Consider the following 17,605-nt stretch of genomic DNA (forward strand, 5'->3'; position numbering starts at 1 on the left):
TTAAAAACTATAAGCATATTTTATTTATATTGTTTTTATAACTTTTGCAGGATTACCTGCCAACACTACATTATCTCCAAAACTTTTTGTAACTACTGACCCTGCTCCTACTACAACATTATCTCCAAGGGATACACCAGGTAATATAACAGAATTACCCCCTAACCAACAGTTATCTCCAATAACAATTTTTTTAGCATATTCTGTACCACTATTTCTTTCTACTGGGTCTATTGGGTGAGTAGCTGTATATATAGCAACATTAGGTGCTATCATACAATTTTTACCTATTATCACTTCTGCTACATCTAGTATAACACAATTAAAGTTAGCATAAAAATCTTCCCCAACGTGTATATTTTTGCCATAATCACATCTAAAAGAAGGCTCTATATATATGTTATCTCCTGTGCTACCAAAAAGATTTTTTAAAATTTCTTTTCTTTTGTTGCTATCTTCTGGGTTACATTCATTAAATTCTTTACACATTTTTCTTGCATAAGTTCTCATTTCACAAAGCTCTTTATCTGATGGGTCATAAGGCAGTTCTGCTATCATTTTTTCTCTTTCAGTCATAAGTTTTCTCCTAAATAGTTAATATTTTATATCCTGTTTCTGTAACAAGAATAGTATGCTCCCATTGAGCAGATAATTTATTATCTTTTGTATAAACTGTCCATTTATCAGAACCTACATAGCAGTCAAATGTACCCTCATTAATCATAGGCTCTATTGTAAATACCATATTAGGTACCATAATCATAGTTTTAGCATCTGTTCTATAATGATTAATGTTAGGCTCTTGATGAAAATTTAACCCTATACCGTGTCCTGTTAACGCTCTAACTACTCCATAACCGTGTTTATCTGCTATATCGTTTATAACATTTCCTATATCGGATATTGGCCTATAAGGTTTAACTGCCTCTATACCTGCCATTAAGCACTCTTTTGTAACTTCTACAAGCTTTTTAGCATTTTCAGAAACATTACCTATCATATACATACGGCTCATATCGGAATAATACCCATCTAAAATAGAAGTTATATCTAAATTTATTATATCTCCGTCTTTTAATATATCATTTTTAGACGGGATACCGTGGCATATAACATTATTTATAGATGTACAACAACTTTTAGGAAATCCATTATAATTAAGAGGGGCAGGTTTTGCTCCTGCATCTATTGTTAGCTTATGTACAAGGTCGTTAATTTCTAGTGTAGATACACCTTCTTTTATAATTTTTTCTGCCTCATCTATAATAGATTTTGTAAGCTTTGCCGATTTTTCCATACCCTCTATTTGCTTTTCATTTAATATTAAATTTTTATTTGGTAATGGGTAACCTTGTTTTTCAAAAGGCTGTAACATTTCTTCATCTTTTCTTAAATGACAAGACTTATATTTTTTACCACTACCACACCAACATTGTTCGTTACGTTCTATATTAAACAAACTTATCCACCTCCTTAGTGTAATATTGTATAGCATCCTTAAATTCATTACCTTGTAACATATCTTTACCTTTTTTGGATAGAGTATACACCCCTCGTTGTATTTTATCAAAATATCCATAATGGTTATTTTGTAAAATATAACTAGCATTTTGTATATTAAATTGTTTTTTTATATTTGAGGGACTACTTTTTTCAATTTTATTTAATACACAAGCTAGGAAAATAACTTGCTCTCTATATGCAGTTAGTATACTATCTTTTTTAGTGCTACCACCAACATTTGTATCTATGTTTCTTCTATTTATTTCATTTAAAACTATTGTTCTTTTTCTAGTTTTTCTTTTTAAGGGGGTATCTTTTGTATTTAAAACTATTTCTACGGTTTTTAAAGGGCTATCTAAAGCTACTGTAATAAGCCCTATATCCATAGCCTTTAATATTTTAAGCATATGTTTAGTTTCTTTTTTTCTAAAATTTTTAGGCCTATTAATAGCTACAAAAACTTTATCTGCAAAGGCTTTTCTATCCATAGCTTGATATAGTAATTTTAAATTAAATGACTTTTTCATTTCTATAACAATAAGTTTATTTTCATATAAACAAGCTATGTCGCAGTTTTTAACTTCTGCTTGCACTTTATAGCCCTCTTTTAAAAGATAATTTTTTATAGGGTTGTAAAGCTCTGTTTCTTTCATAAATTAGCGATTTTTAAAGAAATTTTCTATTTCTTCTACAGTTTTTATTATATCTTTAGATAAATTTTCATAACCTGTTTCTGTAACAAGTATATCATCTTCTATTCTTATACCGATTTTCTCTTCTGCTATATAAAGTCCTGGTTCTACTGTTATAACCATACCTTTTTTAAGCGTATCATCTCCACCTAAGCCACCAGATACATCGTGAGTATCTAAGCCTAAATAATGGCTTACACCGTGGTAATAATATTTAGATACTTCGCTTTTATCTTTTATAAGTCCTATTTTTGTAAGCTCTTCTTGGTAATGCTCTAATAATATTTCATTAAGTCTTTTAAAAGGTAGCCCTGGTTTTATTGCCTCTATAACTTTTCTTTGTCCTTCTAGAACTATATTGTAAAGTTGTTTTTGTCTATCAGTAAATTTACCATTTATTGGGAAAGTTCTTGATATATCTGCATTATAATATTTATAAGTTGCACCTAAGTCTATAAGGACAAGCTCACAGTCGTTTATTTTATCATTATTATCCTCATAATGTAGCACAGTTGCATTTTGTCCACTAGCTAATATAGTATTAAACGCTTTATCTTTAGAGCCATTTCTTTTAATTTCGTAGTCAAAACAAGCTTCTAGCTCATATTCCATAATATTAGGATTAGCATTTTTTAATATATTTTCTATACCTTTTTTAGTAATATTTATAGCATTTTTCATATATTCTATTTCTTGTTCTTCTTTAAAAAGTCTTAAATAGCCTATATTGTTATAAATATTTTTTATATTAATGTATGGATAATTTTCTTTTAAAAGTTCTGCCTCTTTAAAAGCACGGTTGCTCTTGTCTAAATATCTATTTTCTAAGTCTAAATAAACTGTTTCTATGTTGTTTCTAAATATAGATGTAGAAATAGCTTGGTAAAATTCATCTATATATTTAATATTTTCTATGCCAGATATATTTGTAGCTTCTTCTTCGTTTATAGTTTTACCATTCCATTTAGCCTTAAACTCGTCATATCTTTCTATAAATAAAGTTTCATCTATATTATCTCCATTTTTTATAGCCATATATATAAGATGGGGTTTATCTATACCTGTCATATAGTAAAAGTTTCTATTTGGCTCAAAAGGGAAAAATTGGTCGCAAGTTTTATGTTGTGCTTTTCCAGAAAATAAAAATATAATTGCTTTTTCTTCTTTTAAAGAGCCTATTATTTTTTTACGGTTATTTTTAAAAAAATGTTGCATAACATACCTCCGTTATTTTAAATTTTTGTAGTCATCTTCTTTAAATCCTACTAATACTTTATTATCATTTACTAAAATAGGTCTTTTTACAAGTTTTCCATCTGTTGATAAAAGCTCTAGCATTTCATCTTCTGTCATTTCTTTAATTTTATCTTTAAGCCCCATTTCTCTGTATAAAACACCACTTGTATTAAAAAATTTTTTAAGCTCAAGCCCGCTTTTTTCATACCATTTTTTAAGCTCATCTTTTGTAGGGTTATCCATTGTTATATCTCTATCTATAAATTTTATGCCATTTTCCTCTAAACATTTTTTAGCCTTTCTACAAGTGCTACATTTTGGATATTGTAAAAATAAATTTTCCATTTTATTACCTCCTTTTTTATAATATTAATTATAGCTTTAAAAATATATTTTAGCAATTATTTTATTAATATTGATTACTTATTATAAGTGTATCGTTTTCTAAAACTATTGTTTTACCAGTTGGTATAATAGCTTGTTTATCTCTTTTTATTAGTATAATTAATTTATCTTGATTAAATTTTATATCACATAAAGGCTTACCAAGCCAATCGTTATCTTTTTCTATTTTAACTTCTGTTAAATATCCAAAAGATTCATAATCTAATGATGGTCCGCTTAGTATAACCATATCTCCTTCCAAAATTAAAGTATCCCCATTAGGTACTATTTGTCTATCTTTTCTAATTATTAATACTGTTAATATATCTGGAAGTGATGGTAAATCTTTAATTTTTTTATTTACCCAAGGGTGATTTTCACATATAAATAATTTAACAAAATGTAATGGAATTTCTTCTGAATAATCACTAAATGTTTTCATTACATCATTTTCATCATCTATCATATTTAATTTTTTAGCTACAAATGGTATAAGAGAACCTTGTATAGATATTGAAAATAGTACAATAAAAAATACTATATGAAAAATATCATTTTGAGTATATGCTGGGCTAACAATAGGTATTATAGCAAAAACTATTGAGGCAGCCCCCCTAAGTCCTGCCCAAGATATTAAAAGTTGTTGATTTACTGGGCATTTAAAAGGTTTTAATGTTATAAAAATTGCTAAAGGTCTTGCTATAAATGTTAAAAATAATGCAATGGCAAGGGCTGGTAAAAATATTTTAGGAAGTTGCGATGGGAAAGATAACAATCCTAATAAGAAAAATATTAACATTTGAACAAGCCCTGTAATTCCATTAAAAAAGTTTACAAGAGCCTTTTTGTTAGGAATAGCTTTATTACCTAAAATTATACCTGTAATGTATGTACTTAAATAGCCATTTCCACCTATAACTGTTGTAGCAGAATAGGATATTAAAGCAACTGCAAAAACGAAAATTGATGAAAAACCTTCTGTTGAAAATTTATATTTTGATAAAATAAATTCAGCTAGTAAAGCTACTATTATACCTAATACTATACCATATACAACTTGTGAAAAAACCATATATAAAATATTTGTGTTATTTTGAGCACCCATAAAAGATAAAATAACTATTGTAAGTATGTTAGCACAAGGGTCATTGCTACCACTTTCAACCTCTAGAAGTGATGCTGTGTTATATTTTAAGTTTAAACGTTTAGACCTTAAAATAGAAAAAACAGATGCGGCATCTGTTGAGCTTATAACAGCTCCTATTAACATACTTTCTAAAAATCCAAATTTTAAAATATAATAACAAAATAGTCCAACTATTAAAGATGTTAAAACTACACCAACTGTTGATAATAATATAGATTTTGTAGCTATTGGTTTTGCTTTATCCCAATTTGTGCCAAATCCACCATAAAACATAATAAATATTAATGATATAGAGCATATTTGCTCCGATATAACATAGTTATCAAAGTATATTTTAAAAACTCCGTCTGAGCCAAATAACATACCTAAAAATATAAATAAAAGTAATGTAGGAAGCCCTAGTTTACTAGAAATTTTGTTAAGAATTAAACATATAAAAATAATTAATGATACTATTAGTACATAAACTGCCATTTAATACCTCCTTAATAAATTATTATATATTTAATATTATATAGTTAAATATATTTTTTATCAATTATTTTTAATTATAAAAAGGCTAGATAAAAATCTAACCTTACTATTTATTATTGTATTGGCATATATTGTATTTTCCAAATTCCGTTACTATCTTTTATCATATCAATTGCCATTGGGTGGTCTTTTACTATCTCATATTCTATATATCCTTTTTCTTTAGTATCTTCTATAAATTTTCCATCTGCTGCTGCCTTTAAGTTAGATATATAGTCTTCTTTTGTTTCTTTGCTAAAGCTTTCCATTATTTTTATATAGTTTTCTTCGGTAGTATTATTGTAGTCTTGGTACAAACTATATGCTAAGCTATATTCTTTGTCTAATATTGCTTGTGTATAAAGCTTTAATACCATTATAGGTGTATTGTTTGCTAAATGTTTTATATCTTTATCTTTTTTGTAACTATCATATATTTTTTGCTCATCTTGTGATAAATATCCAGTTAAAGAATAAATAGAGCTATCTTCTTCAATTTTGTTATCTATTTTAAATGAAAACACATATTTGTATGTTTCATTTTCTAGCTCTAACATAATTTCATATAATATACCTTTTAAATTTTCATCTTTATCATCGTAGCTATGTTTAATATTTATAAAGCCATTTTCATCTATTGTTAGTTTTTTACTATCTATTTTAAAATGGTAATCTTTATCTTTTGTTACATATGTTTTATTAAAATCAATATTTTTAATTTTTTTAACATCAATGTTATTAAAATCTATTCTTATATCTGTATCTTTTTCTAAATATGGATATTTATCTTCTTTTAATTTTTCAATAAAATCATTTACTGTATTGTTATATTTTTTGTATTCTTCAGAAGTTTCATCATCATTTTTTATAAATCTTTCATAAGGTATTTCTGCATCTTTTGTAAAAATACTTATATCATCTATTTTAATATCATCATTTTGGCTTTCTGTTGTTGTAGTTGTATCATTTGTAGGCTCTGTTGTATCTTCTTTATTTTTTTTACCACACCCTACAGAAATAAGAGAAAGTATTAAAAATATTATTATTAATTTATTTTTCATAAAATCACATCCTTATACTATGATAAAATCTTTAAGTCTATTTTCCATTTCTTCATCTGCATATATTTCAAAAAACATACCTTCATCTCTATTTTCGTTTTGTACAACTTCACATCTTCCGTGTATCATACCAACATAGTTAGATTTTTCATAAGGTATTAATATGTTTATAGATTTTTTAAAGCTTTTTACAACATCTTCAATAGTATTTAAAAGTTTTTCTACACCATCACCTTTTTTAGCAGATATTTCTAAGGTATACATAGAAAAATCGTCTTTAGGTAAAGGCCTTATTATATCATCTTTATCCAATTTATTGTAGGCAGTAATTATAGGCTTGTTTAAACAATCTAAATCTTTTAATGTTTTATACACAATATTCATTTGTTCTTCTCTTGCACTATTGGAGCTATCTACTACGTGTACTAAAACATCGGCATATTTTGTTTCTTCTAAAGTTGCCCTAAAGGCTTTAATAAGGTTATGGGGGAGTTTTTGTATAAACCCTACTGTGTCTGTAAAAAGGTATTCTCTACCAGATTGTAGCTCTATTTTTCTTGTTGTTGTATCAAGGGTTGCAAAAAGCTTGTCCATAGCCAGTACGTCTGATTTTGTAACTGTGTTCATAAGAGTAGATTTTCCAGCATTGGTATACCCTACAAATGCTACTATTGGTTGTTTATTTTTAAGCCTTTTTTCTCTTATTACTTGTCTATGTTTTTCTATATATTTAAGCTCTTTGTTAAGCTCTGCTATTCTGTCTGATATATTTCTTCTATCTATCTCAAGTTTTTTTTCACCAGGACCTCTAGTACCTATACCACCACCTAAACGGCTCATATCTTTACCTTGCCCTACAAGGTGTGTAAGCTTGTATTTAAGCTGGGCAAGCTCTACTTGTACTTTACCTTCTGCAGAGCTTGCTCTTTTTGCAAATATATCTAATATAACTAAAGTTCTATTCATTATTTTAACTTTTAGCATACTTGCCATATTTTTCATTTGGCTAGATGTAAGCTCATCATCACATACAATACCCGTTGCTCCTAGCTCATCTACATAGGCTTTTAGCTCATCTATTTTGCCTTTGCCAAAATAATGTGCCTTATGTATACCTTCTCTTTTTTGTACCATACGCCCTATAACAGTAGCACCTGCTGTTTGTACAAGTTCTTCTAGTTCATCTAGGCTAGCATCTATATTCATTAAATCTTTTTCATTATCTATACCAATTAAAACTACTCTTTCTTCTATTTCTTTTGTTTCGTATGTTTTTGTTTGGTTTTTATCCATTACAATCCCACCTTTTATCTATTGTTAGATAATTATTATAACCTGATTATATCATATATATTATTTTTTTACTAGAGATATTTAGCCGTACATACTATACATAAAAAATGCTATAGATAAAATCTATAGCTTATATTGAAGACAAAATATCATTAAATCAAATTATTTTTCATTTTTATATCCTATTTATAGGGTATAAAAATTTTAATCACAATACGGGGCTTTGCCTCGGATTGTGTAAAAAGCTAGATTTTAAGGGGATTTAGCCCTTGTGCTAAGAAATCAGCTTTTCTACCCTAGATTATCTTAAAAAAATAACCTTGTTATTTTTTTATAGAGGTTGTAGACTTTGGCTACAACCTCTTCTATAGATAAAATTTATTATTGTGTAATAGCACTTTCTTGCATAGTTTCATCTTCTAAAAGAGCTTGTTCATATTTAGATAAGATAGCTTTTTGAAGAGTTTCTCTAGCTGAAGAATTAATAGGATGTGTTATATCTCTATATTCTCCATTGTTAGTTTTTCTGCTAGGCATAGCTATAAATAAGCCATTTTCACCTTCTATTACTTTTATGTCGTGTACAACAAACTCGTTGTCAAGAGTAATAGATACTATTGCTTTCATTTTACCTTCTTGGTTAACTTTTCTAATTCTTACGTCTGTAATGTTCATAGATAATCTCCTCCTATAAAGTAGAATAAAATGTATACAAAGACAAAAGCCATTTGTATTAACACAGTGGGGTTCTACTTTATACCTAAAAATTATGTAATTATTTTGGGTATTAAAATATGTAAGTAAAACCATATGCTGTTAAATACATTATATAACTAATTTATAAAAAAATCAATGTATATTTTTTGTATTTTCTTATATTTTTTGTGTTTTTTTGTAATTTTTTTAGTTTTATGTTGTATATTTATTATAAATAAATATTTTTATAAAAAAAATTAAACAATATTTTTTACAATTCCCTTTTAAATTTATATTTTTATACAAAATAGTATATTTTGTAAAATTATGTTAACAACTTATCATAATTAATAGTTGATAAAATATACTAATGTATATATAATATACCTAGAATATATTAATGTGTTAGGAGATAAAATTAATATGGATAAAATTAATATAAAAAATATATTTCCTTATAAAAAGTTACATTTTATAGGTATAGGTGGAGTTAGTATGTCTGGCCTTTGTGAAATACTTTTAGCAGAAGGTGGATATAGTATATCTGGTTCTGACAACAGTAGCTCTGAGCTTATAGAAAACTTAATAAAAAAAGGTGTTAAAGTATATATAGGGCAAAATAAAGATAACATTACTAAAGATATAGATTTGGTTGTATACACAGCAGCAATTAAAGAAGACAACCCAGAATTTATAAGAGCTAAAGAGCTAGGTGTAAAAATGCTAGAGCGTTCTACATTTTTGGGAGAGCTAATGAAAGCATATAAATACCCCTTATGTATAGCAGGCACTCACGGTAAAACTACTACATCTTCTATGGTTTCTGAAGTATTTTTACAAGCTAAAAAAGACCCTACTATATCTATAGGGGGTATATTATCATCTATAAATAGCAATTTTAAAGTTGGCAAGAAAGATTACCTTGTGTTAGAAACTTGTGAATATTGTGATACATTTTTAAAGTTTAACCCCCATTCTGCAATTATATTAAATATAGATAAAGACCATTTAGACTATTTTAAGGACATTAACCAAATATATGATAGCTTTAAAAAGTTTGCAAGTTTAGTAAAAAATGATGCTTGTCTTGTTATAAATGCTGATATTAAAGATTATGAAAAAATAACAGAAGGGTTAAAATGCAATATTATAACATATGGACAATGTGAAGATAGTATGTGGCAAGCTAAAAATATTAGGTTTAATAAATTTGGTTGTGCAAGCTATGATGCTTATTACAATAATAATTTTATGTATAATATAAGTCTAAGTGTTGTAGGGTTGCATAATGTTTATAATTCTTTATCTGTATGTGCTTTAGCTCATTTTTATAATTTGGATAAAGACAGTATAGAAAAAGGCCTTAATAATTTTAAAGGAACAAGCAGACGTTTTCAGTATAAAGGAACATTTAATGGTGTTACAATAATAGACGACTATGCCCACCACCCAACAGAAATTTTAGCTACTATAAAAGCTGCAAAATCGCAAAATATAAATAAACTATGGTGTATTTTTCAGCCACATACCTACACTAGAACAAAGGCTCTTTTAGATGATTTTGCTAAGGCTCTTTTAGATGTAGACAATATTTTAATATGTGATATATATTCTGCTAGAGAAAAAGACACAGGGGAGATACATTCTAAAGATTTAGTTAATAAAATACGAGAGCTTGGAAAAGATGCAATATATATAGAGAGTTTTCAAGATGGAAAAAATTATATTGAAAAAAATTGTCAACATAACGATATGTTGATAACTATGGGTGCAGGAAATGTGAATTTACTAGGGGAAATGTTATTAAGTAAATAGTTTTGCACATTATCAACATTTTTTTCAACATTTATAATGTATAAAAGTATTGTGTTACGAACACTTGTTTGGTATATTAAAATAAAGATAGCTAGTAAAATTCCTTGAATATTCAATGTTTTTTTACTTTCTATCTTTTATTTTTTTACCTAAAGTAAAAATTTTATTAATTTAATAAAATTTATCAACATATATGTGTATTATTTGTTGATAAGTGCTTCTTTTAAAGCTTTTGCTAGTTGGTCTGGGCAAGAAGTGTCTTTATTTCCACAAGTTAAACCCTCTAATTTTTTTATAACATCTTCTACTTTTAAGCCTTCTACAAGGCTAGCTATCCCCTTAAGGTTACCGTTACAGCCACCGTTAAAACTTACACTTTTTACAATATCACCGTCTAGTTCAAATTGGATATTTTTTGCACATACGCCTTTTGTGTCAAAGTTATTCACAGTATCACTCCTTAAAAATAATAATCAACAAAAGTATATCAGTTTGTCTAAAGAAATGCAATATTATATCAAATTAATTTTATTGTTTTTTTATTTGGATATTATATGCTATTTTTGTTATTAATGTTTTTGGTATTATACCTATAAAAAATGGTAATAAATTTGCATAGCTTGGTATGATAATAGTCCTTTTTTTAAACATTTTATCTATGGCATATTTAGATGCAGTGTAGCTATCTAGTCCTTTTACTTTACCTTTTGCACCTGCTTTTTTATGGAAATTGGTATTAATAGTAGCTGGACAAAACACACCTATATATACATTAGATTTTTGTTTTTTTAATTCTTCTTTTATAGCAATGCTTAAATTTAATACATAAGCTTTACTTCCATAATAAGATGATAATAAAGGACTAGCAAAAAAACTACCTATAGAGCCTACATTTAAAATATATCCTTTATCTTTTTTTACCATATCTTTTAAAAATAGCTTTGTTAAAATATGTAAAGATTTTATGTTTAAATCTATCATATTAAGCTCATTATTTAAATTAGTATTTAAAAATTGTCCAAAAATTCCATAACCTGCGTTGTTTATAAGTATTTCTATATCTTTATCTTTTGTTATATTATAAAGTTTATAACAATTTTCTTGTATAGATAAATCCATAGGTATTATTAAGCAATTTTTTATATTTTTAAAGGTTTTTTTCATTTTTTCTTGGTTTCTAGCTACTACTATTATATTGTACCCCATATTGGATAAAATAATAGCCATATCTTTACCAATACCATCGCTAGCACCTGTTATTAGAGCAGTTTTCATATATTTTCACCTATATATTTTAATAAAAATTCTTTATTGTTTTTATCTGGTTGCTCTAAAACTAAATCTAAAGCCATTTTTAAGCTAGCACCTATTTGCTTACCATCAGTTATACCTATTTTTTTTAAATCGTTTCCTGTTACATCAAGAGTTTTTAAAGAAAAACAATGATTTTTTCTAATAGTTTCATCTATTTCGTCATATATATTGTCATATTTTTTACATTGTACTAAATCATTTTCTATAAGGCTTATACAAAACTTTATTTCTAGTATTTTTCTTAACAAATCTGGCTCTATAATGGACATTATTTTTCTTGTTTTTACTCTATCATCTATAAAATTGTAATTAATATATTTTAGGATAGTTTTTATCTCTTTTATAGTTTTATTATCTAGTTTTAATCTTTTTAAAATATTTTCACCTGTGTTTTCATCTAAGTGGCTTAACAAAAATGCAAATCTTAAATCTTTAGATAATTTTTGTAATATAAATATATTTTTTTTGTAGTTTTTAAAAATTGGCTCTATTTCTGGTATAAAATATTTATATAATTTAGTTTCTTCTAATAAATTTAATTTTTCTATATAGTCCGACTTTATAAGCTTTATAAACTCATCTCTCGTTCTTTCTATACTAATATTTTCTATAAGCTTTGCGTTTTCTTTTATAGCTAAAAATGTTTTTTCTTCTATATCAAATCCTAGCTGAGCAGAAAACCTTACACCTCTCATCATTCTTAAGGCATCTTCTTTAAACCTTTTATCTGCATTTCCTACACCTTTTATTAATTTTTTATCTATGTCATCTTTACCACCAAAAGGGTCTACAAAACCTTTATTTATATTATAAGCTATGGCATTCATTGTAAAATCACGTCTACTTAAATCTTCTTCTATTTTTTTGCTAAACACAACATTTTCTGGACGTCTATTATCTTTATATTGTCCATCTATACGGTATGTAGTTATCTCAAAATTTTGTTTATCTATCACTACTGTAACTGTGCCGTGCTCTATACCTGTATCTACCGTATGCTTAAACATATTTTTTATATCTTGTGGCATTGCATCTGTTGTTATATCAAAATCTTTTGGCTCAAACCCTAGTAAATAATCTCTAACACAACCTCCAACTATAAACCCTTCAAACTTATTTTTTTGTAGTTGCTCTATTATATATATAACTTGTTTAGGAATTTTCACAAAATCTCTCCTTATCTTATAAATATCAATAATATAGCTTTATTATACTATATATTAATATTTAGTCTAGTATTTTATTAATATAATAACTGTATATACTAATAACTATTAGACAAAAATATAAAAAAGTGTTAAAATAAGAAAAAAGTTTAAATAGATTGGAAAGTGAAAATGGATATACTTACTAGAACAGAGATACTTATAGGAAAAGACAATATAGAAAAACTAAAAAATAGTAACATTATAATATTTGGTGTAGGTGGTGTTGGCTCTTTTTGTGTGGAGGCAATAGCACGCTGTGGTGTTTCTAACATACATATTGTAGATGACGACACTGTGTCTATAACAAATATTAATAGGCAGATTATAGCCACTCATAGCACAATAGGAAAAGATAAAACAGAAGTAGTAAAACAGCGTATATTAGATATAAACCCTAGTGCAAATGTTACTGTGTCTAAAACATTTTATACAAAAGATACAGTAAATACTATTGATTTATCTAAATATGACTATATAATAGATGCTATAGATACTATATCATCTAAAATATTACTTGTAGAAGAAGCTACAAGGCAAAATGTACCTATTATTTCATCTATGGGGACTGGTAATAAGCTAGACCCTACAAAATTTGCTGTTGCAGACATATACAAAACATCTATGTGTCCTTTAGCAAAAGTAATGAGATATGAGCTTAAAAAACGTGGTATAAAAAAATTAAAGGTTGTATATTCTACGGAAAAACCTATTAAGCCTGCGCCTATACAATTAGATGAAAATGCAAAAAGTACAAGCCCATTTAGAGATACTAACAAAAGGAGAGAAACACCAGGGAGCATATCTTTTGTACCTTCTGTTGCAGGGCTTATTATTGCTAGCCAAGTAATAAACGATATATTAAAAAATAATAAATAATTTTAAAGGGGTAAAATATGGAAAAAATTAAAGTTTTAAGTATTTTTGGAACAAGACCAGAGGCTATAAAAATGGCTCCAATTATTAAAGAAATGGAAAAATGTGAGCATATACACCAAGAGGTATGCGTTACTGCTCAACATAGAGAAATGCTAGACCAAGTATTAAATATTTTTAATATAAAACCAGATTATGACCTTAATATTATGACACAAAACCAAACTCTTACAGGAATTACTGTAAATGCTCTTAAAGGCCTTGAAGATATATTAGAAAAAGCAAACCCAGATATTATTTTAGTACACGGAGATACTACAACTACTTTTGTAGGCTCATTAGCTGCCTTTTATAAAAAAATAAAAATAGGCCACGTGGAAGCAGGGCTTAGAACATATAATAAATACGAACCTTTCCCAGAAGAAATGAACAGAAAACTAACAGGTGCTATGGCAGATTTGCATTTTTCTCCTACACAACTTTCTAAAGAAAATCTTTTAAAAGAAAACATAGCAGAAAATAGCATATTTATAACAGGAAATACATCGGTAGACTGTGTTAAAACTACTGTTGATAAAAACTATACTTTTTCTTGCGATGTTCTTAACAATATAGACTATACTAATAAAAAAGTTATTACTATGACTGCTCATAGACGTGAAAACTTAGGTGAGCCTTTAGAGAATATTTGTAGTGCTGTGCTAAAACTTGTACAAGATAACGAAGATGTGGAGGTAGTATATGCTGTACACTTTAACCCTCTTGTTAGAGAAGTTGCTAATCGTATATTAGGAGATAACTCTCGTATACATCTTATAGACCCAGTAGATATGACAGATATGCACAACCTTGTAGACCGTTCTTATATGGTTATGACAGATTCTGGTGGGTTGCAAGAAGAAGTACCTTCTCTTAAAAAGCCTGTTTTAGTTTTAAGAAATGTTACAGAGCGTCCAGAAGGGGTTACTGCTGGTGTTTTAAAACTAGCTGGTACGGAAAAGGATAATATTATATCTTTAGCTACAGAGCTTTTAAACAATAAAGATTTATACAACACTATGGTTGATTCTAAAAATCCTTTTGGAGATGGACTTGCATCAAAAAGAATTGTAGATGCCATATTATACCACTTTAACAAAACAGATAAAAAACCAGAAAATTTTAATTAATAACAATTAAAATATAAAGGAGATTGAACATATGAATAGCTTTGCAAAAGCTTTATCAAAGCTTACTCAAGTTGGAGTAACAATGGTTGTTACAATAGGTATGTGCTTTTTTATAGGTAAATGGCTAGATAAAAAGCTTGGAACAGACGTTATATTTTTAGCTATATTTACCCTTTTAGGAATAGGTGCTGCATTTAGAAACCTTTATGTTTTAGTTATGTTAGATTTTAAAAAAGAAGAAAAATTAGAAGAAAAGCAAAGAGAGCTATTAGGTTATAAAAAAAATGAAAAATGATTTTAAAGGATATGTTGTATACAGTCAATTTGGATTTGTTATTATAACAAGTATTTTAATTGGTATTTTTTTAGGTAAAAAAGTAGATGGTATACTTAATACATCTCCTATATTTTTATTAGTGTTTATTATTTTAGGTATGGTATCTTCTTTTTTAAATTTTTATTTTAAAATAATGAAATCATTTTCTGATAATAAGTCTGTAACTAAAAATAAATATATTTATACTGCTAACTTTATAATAGAAAGTTTTTCGCTTATTATGATATGCTTTATTATAGGTAATCTTATTGATAAAGCATACAAAACAAACAATATATTTACTGTTTTATTTATATTAATTTCTATTATTTTAAACATATTTATATTTTTTAAAAAATTTAATTTTAACTATAAATTAACTTTTAGGAGAAGAAATAATGAAAATATCTAACACATCAAAACAAATAATAATAACCACTATTGCCTTGTTTTTTATAGTATTAGGCATAAGCACATTTATTGTTGATGATATAAAGTCATTTTTAATAGGAATTAGCTTTGGTACAATATTTTCTATATTAAAGATTATTCTTTTAGAAAAAACTATAGAAAAAGCTATAGATATGACAGGACAAAAAGCAATTAATTATACTAGAATACATTATACACTTAGGTATTTTTTAACATTTGTTGTTCTTTTAATAGCAGCATATAAAAATTTTAACATTATAGGTGTTGTACTTGGTATATTATTACCAGTTCCTTCTGTATATATAGTAAATTTAAAAAATAAGTCAAAATAAATAATTTTAACATATAAAAAGGATAGATTTTATCTATCCTTTTTATATGTTGTATTAATTATTTTAAAGTAACTTTAGCTCCAGCTTCTTCAAGTTTAGCTTTGCAGTTATCAGCATCATCTTTAGAAACGCCTTCTTTAACGATTTTAGGAGCACCATCAACGATTTCTTTAGCTTCTTTAAGACCAAGACCAGTTAATTCTCTAACAACTTTGATGATTTTAACTTTAGCATCACCAGGAACTTCAGTTAATTCTACATCAAATTCTGATTTTTCTTCAGCAGCAGCAGCGCCACCAGCAGCAGCAACTACAACACCAGCAGAAGCAGATACTCCAAATTTTTCTTCACAAGCTTTAACTAATTCGTTAAGTTCTAAAACAGAAAGCTCTTCAATAGCAGCCATAAATTCTTCAATTGTTAATTTAGCCATTTTATATTCCTCCATAAATTTAAAATTTTTATAATAAATATTTTTGCTTATTTTAGCAAATAGATTTTCTTAATAGCTTAAAAAAATAATATATTGCTTAAGATTAAGCAGTTTCTTTTTGTTCAGCAATAGCTTTAACCACACGAGCAAATGCACCAATAGGTCCTTGTATACTTCCAAGAAGTCTTGAAAGAAGAACTTCTCTTGATGGAATATCTGCAATGATTTCCATACCTTTAGTATCGTAGTAAGTACCTTCTATAACCCCACCTTTAAACTCTAAAGCTTTAGCTTCTTGTCTAAATTTGTTTAAGATGCCAGCAGCAACTGTAGGGTCTTCGTAGCAAAGAGCTAATGTACTAGGACCTTCTAAATGTTGTCCTAAGTTTTCAAACTCTGTACCTTCGATAGCAAATCTTATCATAGTATTTTTATAAACTTTGTAGTCTACACCAGCTTCTCTTAAAGTTTTTCTAAGTTTAGTATCTTGTTCAACAGTAAGACCACGAGCGTCAACTAAAACTGCAGAAGTAGCTTTAGAAAGCTTTTCTTTAATTTCATTTACTATGACTTGTTTTTGTTCTACTTTAGCCATTTTTTTACCTCCTATAATATTTTTAAGGCAAAAGCCTAAGTAGCCGTATATAAAATCAAATATAAAAAGCCTTGCATAAAGACAGCAAGGATAAAATTTACGATTCTAATTCCTCGGTAGGTTGCAAAAGCATTATGTAAAACACCTACTGTCTACGGCACTTTTTATATGATAATATATTTTTATAGCTATGTCAATACTTATTATAAAATTTGGATTATAAATTTTTATTAAAGTATAAAACATAGGTTACACTTAAAATATTTTTATAAAATAATTTTTAGAAAATTTATATATGTTGATTTTGTTTGCCACATATATTATAAAATAAAGGAAATAACTCTTTTATTTTATGTACTATATCTTGCCAATTAATATTACAAAAAAATAAAAAAAGGTATTGACTTTTTTTATATTATACATTATAATAATTTTTGTTGTTAAACTTGCAGTCGTGGCGGAATTGGCATACGCGCTAGACTAAGGATCTAGTGGTCCTAGACCTTGGGGGTTCGAGTCCCCCCGACTGCACTATTACGCGCGAGTGGCTCAGTGGTAGAGCATCGCCTTGCCAAGGCGAGGGTCGCGGGTTC

At 27.3% G+C, this 17,605-nt stretch carries 20 protein-coding genes, 1 tRNA gene and 1 other annotated feature; of the genes, 7 read left to right on the forward strand and 14 right to left on the reverse strand.

Annotated features, from left to right (window positions below; translation table 11 throughout):
• Positions 1-24: 24 nt before the first annotated feature.
• The 9 genes from R5Z65_RS02590 to spoVG form a co-directional block, all read right to left on the reverse strand.
• A complete protein-coding gene (locus R5Z65_RS02590; protein ID WP_317366896.1) occupies positions 25-576 on the reverse strand; it encodes a sugar O-acetyltransferase in 552 nt (183 codons plus the stop codon).
• A gap of 10 nt (positions 577-586) precedes the next feature.
• Positions 587-1,450 carry a methionyl aminopeptidase gene (locus R5Z65_RS02595; RefSeq protein WP_334309013.1) on the reverse strand — a complete coding sequence of 288 codons (864 nt, stop codon included), beginning with the start codon at positions 1,448-1,450 and terminating at the stop codon, positions 587-589.
• Position 1,451: 1 nt separating this feature from the next.
• Entirely contained in the window at positions 1,452-2,156 is a 705-nt protein-coding gene (locus R5Z65_RS02600) for a DUF2161 family putative PD-(D/E)XK-type phosphodiesterase (RefSeq protein WP_317366899.1), read from the reverse strand.
• A gap of 3 nt (positions 2,157-2,159) precedes the next feature.
• Positions 2,160-3,410, reverse strand: a complete 1,251-nt coding sequence (locus R5Z65_RS02605) for an aminopeptidase P family protein (protein WP_317366900.1) — start codon at positions 3,408-3,410, stop codon at positions 2,160-2,162.
• Positions 3,411-3,422: 12 nt separating this feature from the next.
• A complete protein-coding gene (locus R5Z65_RS02610) occupies positions 3,423-3,776 on the reverse strand; it encodes an arsenate reductase family protein (RefSeq protein WP_317366901.1) in 354 nt (117 codons plus the stop codon).
• Between the two features lie 64 nt (positions 3,777-3,840).
• Positions 3,841-5,436, reverse strand: a complete 1,596-nt coding sequence (locus R5Z65_RS02615; RefSeq protein WP_317366902.1) for a potassium/proton antiporter — start codon at positions 5,434-5,436, stop codon at positions 3,841-3,843.
• A gap of 113 nt (positions 5,437-5,549) precedes the next feature.
• Positions 5,550-6,536, reverse strand: a complete 987-nt coding sequence (locus R5Z65_RS02620; protein WP_317366903.1) for a hypothetical protein — start codon at positions 6,534-6,536, stop codon at positions 5,550-5,552.
• A gap of 12 nt (positions 6,537-6,548) precedes the next feature.
• Complete coding sequence (hflX, locus tag R5Z65_RS02625) at positions 6,549-7,829, reverse strand: GTPase HflX (RefSeq protein ID WP_317366905.1); 1,281 nt, start codon at positions 7,827-7,829, stop codon at positions 6,549-6,551.
• Between the two features lie 381 nt (positions 7,830-8,210).
• Positions 8,211-8,504 (reverse strand): septation regulator SpoVG, encoded by a 294-nt coding sequence (gene spoVG, locus R5Z65_RS02630; RefSeq protein ID WP_317366906.1) that lies wholly within the window; start codon positions 8,502-8,504, stop codon positions 8,211-8,213.
• A 444-nt stretch (positions 8,505-8,948) separates the two neighbouring features.
• Here spoVG and murC point away from each other — a divergent pair, with 444 nt between their 5' ends.
• A complete protein-coding gene (murC, locus tag R5Z65_RS02635) occupies positions 8,949-10,340 on the forward strand; it encodes a UDP-N-acetylmuramate--L-alanine ligase (RefSeq protein ID WP_317366907.1) in 1,392 nt (463 codons plus the stop codon).
• A 200-nt stretch (positions 10,341-10,540) separates the two neighbouring features.
• Here murC and R5Z65_RS02640 read toward each other — a convergent pair whose 3' ends face one another.
• The 3 genes from R5Z65_RS02640 to R5Z65_RS02650 form a co-directional block, all read right to left on the reverse strand.
• A complete protein-coding gene (locus R5Z65_RS02640; protein WP_317366908.1) occupies positions 10,541-10,789 on the reverse strand; it encodes a TIGR03905 family TSCPD domain-containing protein in 249 nt (82 codons plus the stop codon).
• A gap of 79 nt (positions 10,790-10,868) precedes the next feature.
• On the reverse strand, positions 10,869-11,615 hold the full coding sequence (locus R5Z65_RS02645; RefSeq protein WP_317366910.1) for an SDR family NAD(P)-dependent oxidoreductase: 747 nt from the start codon (positions 11,613-11,615) through the stop codon (positions 10,869-10,871).
• Entirely contained in the window at positions 11,612-12,820 is a 1,209-nt protein-coding gene (locus R5Z65_RS02650) for a CCA tRNA nucleotidyltransferase (protein ID WP_317366911.1), read from the reverse strand. The genes R5Z65_RS02645 and R5Z65_RS02650 overlap by 4 nt, the downstream gene beginning before the upstream one ends.
• Positions 12,821-12,991: 171 nt before the next feature.
• On the opposite strand from R5Z65_RS02650, the gene R5Z65_RS02655 reads away from it, so the two are divergent.
• The 5 genes from R5Z65_RS02655 to R5Z65_RS02675 are packed head-to-tail and all read left to right on the forward strand — an operon-like array spanning position 12,992 to position 15,984.
• A complete protein-coding gene (locus tag R5Z65_RS02655) occupies positions 12,992-13,738 on the forward strand; it encodes a tRNA threonylcarbamoyladenosine dehydratase (protein ID WP_317366912.1) in 747 nt (248 codons plus the stop codon).
• Positions 13,739-13,755: 17 nt separating this feature from the next.
• Positions 13,756-14,904 carry a non-hydrolyzing UDP-N-acetylglucosamine 2-epimerase gene (gene wecB / locus R5Z65_RS02660; protein WP_317366913.1) on the forward strand — a complete coding sequence of 383 codons (1,149 nt, stop codon included), beginning with the start codon at positions 13,756-13,758 and terminating at the stop codon, positions 14,902-14,904.
• A 31-nt stretch (positions 14,905-14,935) separates the two neighbouring features.
• On the forward strand, positions 14,936-15,199 hold the full coding sequence (locus R5Z65_RS02665; RefSeq protein WP_317366914.1) for an AtpZ/AtpI family protein: 264 nt from the start codon (positions 14,936-14,938) through the stop codon (positions 15,197-15,199).
• A complete protein-coding gene (locus tag R5Z65_RS02670) occupies positions 15,189-15,632 on the forward strand; it encodes an AtpZ/AtpI family protein (protein WP_317366915.1) in 444 nt (147 codons plus the stop codon). The genes R5Z65_RS02665 and R5Z65_RS02670 overlap by 11 nt, the downstream gene beginning before the upstream one ends.
• Positions 15,619-15,984, forward strand: a complete 366-nt coding sequence (locus tag R5Z65_RS02675) for an ATP synthase subunit I (protein WP_317366916.1) — start codon at positions 15,619-15,621, stop codon at positions 15,982-15,984. Before R5Z65_RS02670 ends, R5Z65_RS02675 begins: the two co-directional genes overlap by 14 nt.
• A gap of 58 nt (positions 15,985-16,042) precedes the next feature.
• Here the strand turns inward: R5Z65_RS02675 and rplL are convergent, their stop codons facing one another.
• Both rplL and rplJ read right to left on the reverse strand, forming a co-directional pair.
• Positions 16,043-16,417: a 50S ribosomal protein L7/L12 gene (rplL, locus tag R5Z65_RS02680; protein ID WP_317366917.1), complete on the reverse strand. Its 375-nt coding sequence runs from the start codon at positions 16,415-16,417 to the stop codon at positions 16,043-16,045.
• A 103-nt stretch (positions 16,418-16,520) separates the two neighbouring features.
• The gene (rplJ, locus tag R5Z65_RS02685) at positions 16,521-17,012 is read right to left on the reverse strand and encodes a 50S ribosomal protein L10 (RefSeq protein ID WP_317366918.1); all 492 of its coding nucleotides are present in this window, start codon (positions 17,010-17,012) and stop codon (positions 16,521-16,523) included.
• Positions 17,013-17,065: 53 nt separating this feature from the next.
• Positions 17,066-17,188 (reverse strand) — a sequence feature (ribosomal protein L10 leader region).
• Positions 17,189-17,460: 272 nt separating this feature from the next.
• Here rplJ and R5Z65_RS02690 point away from each other — a divergent pair.
• Positions 17,461-17,543 (forward strand) — tRNA-Leu (locus R5Z65_RS02690).
• Positions 17,544-17,605: the final 62 nt, after the last annotated feature.

Origin of the sequence: uncultured Tyzzerella sp. (assembly GCF_963558545.1) — a bacterium.
In the GTDB taxonomy this organism is placed as follows: Bacteria; Bacillota; Clostridia; order Lachnospirales; family CAG-274; genus Tyzzerella.

Excerpts from the sequence above, each read along its gene's own strand:
- R5Z65_RS02605 (WP_317366900.1), bottom strand. The coding sequence starts at position 3,410 with ATGCAACATTTTTTTAAAAATAACCGTAAAAAAATAATAGGCTCTTTA.
- wecB (WP_317366913.1), top strand. The coding sequence starts at position 13,756 with ATGGAAAAAATTAAAGTTTTAAGTATTTTTGGAACAAGACCAGAGGCT.
- R5Z65_RS02590 (WP_317366896.1), bottom strand. The coding sequence starts at position 576 with ATGACTGAAAGAGAAAAAATGATAGCAGAACTGCCTTATGACCCATCA.
- R5Z65_RS02675 (WP_317366916.1), top strand. The coding sequence starts at position 15,619 with ATGAAAATATCTAACACATCAAAACAAATAATAATAACCACTATTGCC.
- murC (WP_317366907.1), top strand. The coding sequence starts at position 8,949 with ATGGATAAAATTAATATAAAAAATATATTTCCTTATAAAAAGTTACAT.
- R5Z65_RS02610 (WP_317366901.1), bottom strand. The coding sequence starts at position 3,776 with ATGGAAAATTTATTTTTACAATATCCAAAATGTAGCACTTGTAGAAAG.
- spoVG (WP_317366906.1), bottom strand. The coding sequence starts at position 8,504 with ATGAACATTACAGACGTAAGAATTAGAAAAGTTAACCAAGAAGGTAAA.
- R5Z65_RS02615 (WP_317366902.1), bottom strand. The coding sequence starts at position 5,436 with ATGGCAGTTTATGTACTAATAGTATCATTAATTATTTTTATATGTTTA.
- R5Z65_RS02670 (WP_317366915.1), top strand. The coding sequence starts at position 15,189 with ATGAAAAATGATTTTAAAGGATATGTTGTATACAGTCAATTTGGATTT.
- R5Z65_RS02620 (WP_317366903.1), bottom strand. The coding sequence starts at position 6,536 with ATGAAAAATAAATTAATAATAATATTTTTAATACTTTCTCTTATTTCT.
- R5Z65_RS02655 (WP_317366912.1), top strand. The coding sequence starts at position 12,992 with ATGGATATACTTACTAGAACAGAGATACTTATAGGAAAAGACAATATA.
- R5Z65_RS02600 (WP_317366899.1), bottom strand. The coding sequence starts at position 2,156 with ATGAAAGAAACAGAGCTTTACAACCCTATAAAAAATTATCTTTTAAAA.
- R5Z65_RS02645 (WP_317366910.1), bottom strand. The coding sequence starts at position 11,615 with ATGAAAACTGCTCTAATAACAGGTGCTAGCGATGGTATTGGTAAAGAT.
- rplJ (WP_317366918.1), bottom strand. The coding sequence starts at position 17,012 with ATGGCTAAAGTAGAACAAAAACAAGTCATAGTAAATGAAATTAAAGAA.
- hflX (WP_317366905.1), bottom strand. The coding sequence starts at position 7,829 with ATGGATAAAAACCAAACAAAAACATACGAAACAAAAGAAATAGAAGAA.
- R5Z65_RS02665 (WP_317366914.1), top strand. The coding sequence starts at position 14,936 with ATGAATAGCTTTGCAAAAGCTTTATCAAAGCTTACTCAAGTTGGAGTA.
- rplL (WP_317366917.1), bottom strand. The coding sequence starts at position 16,417 with ATGGCTAAATTAACAATTGAAGAATTTATGGCTGCTATTGAAGAGCTT.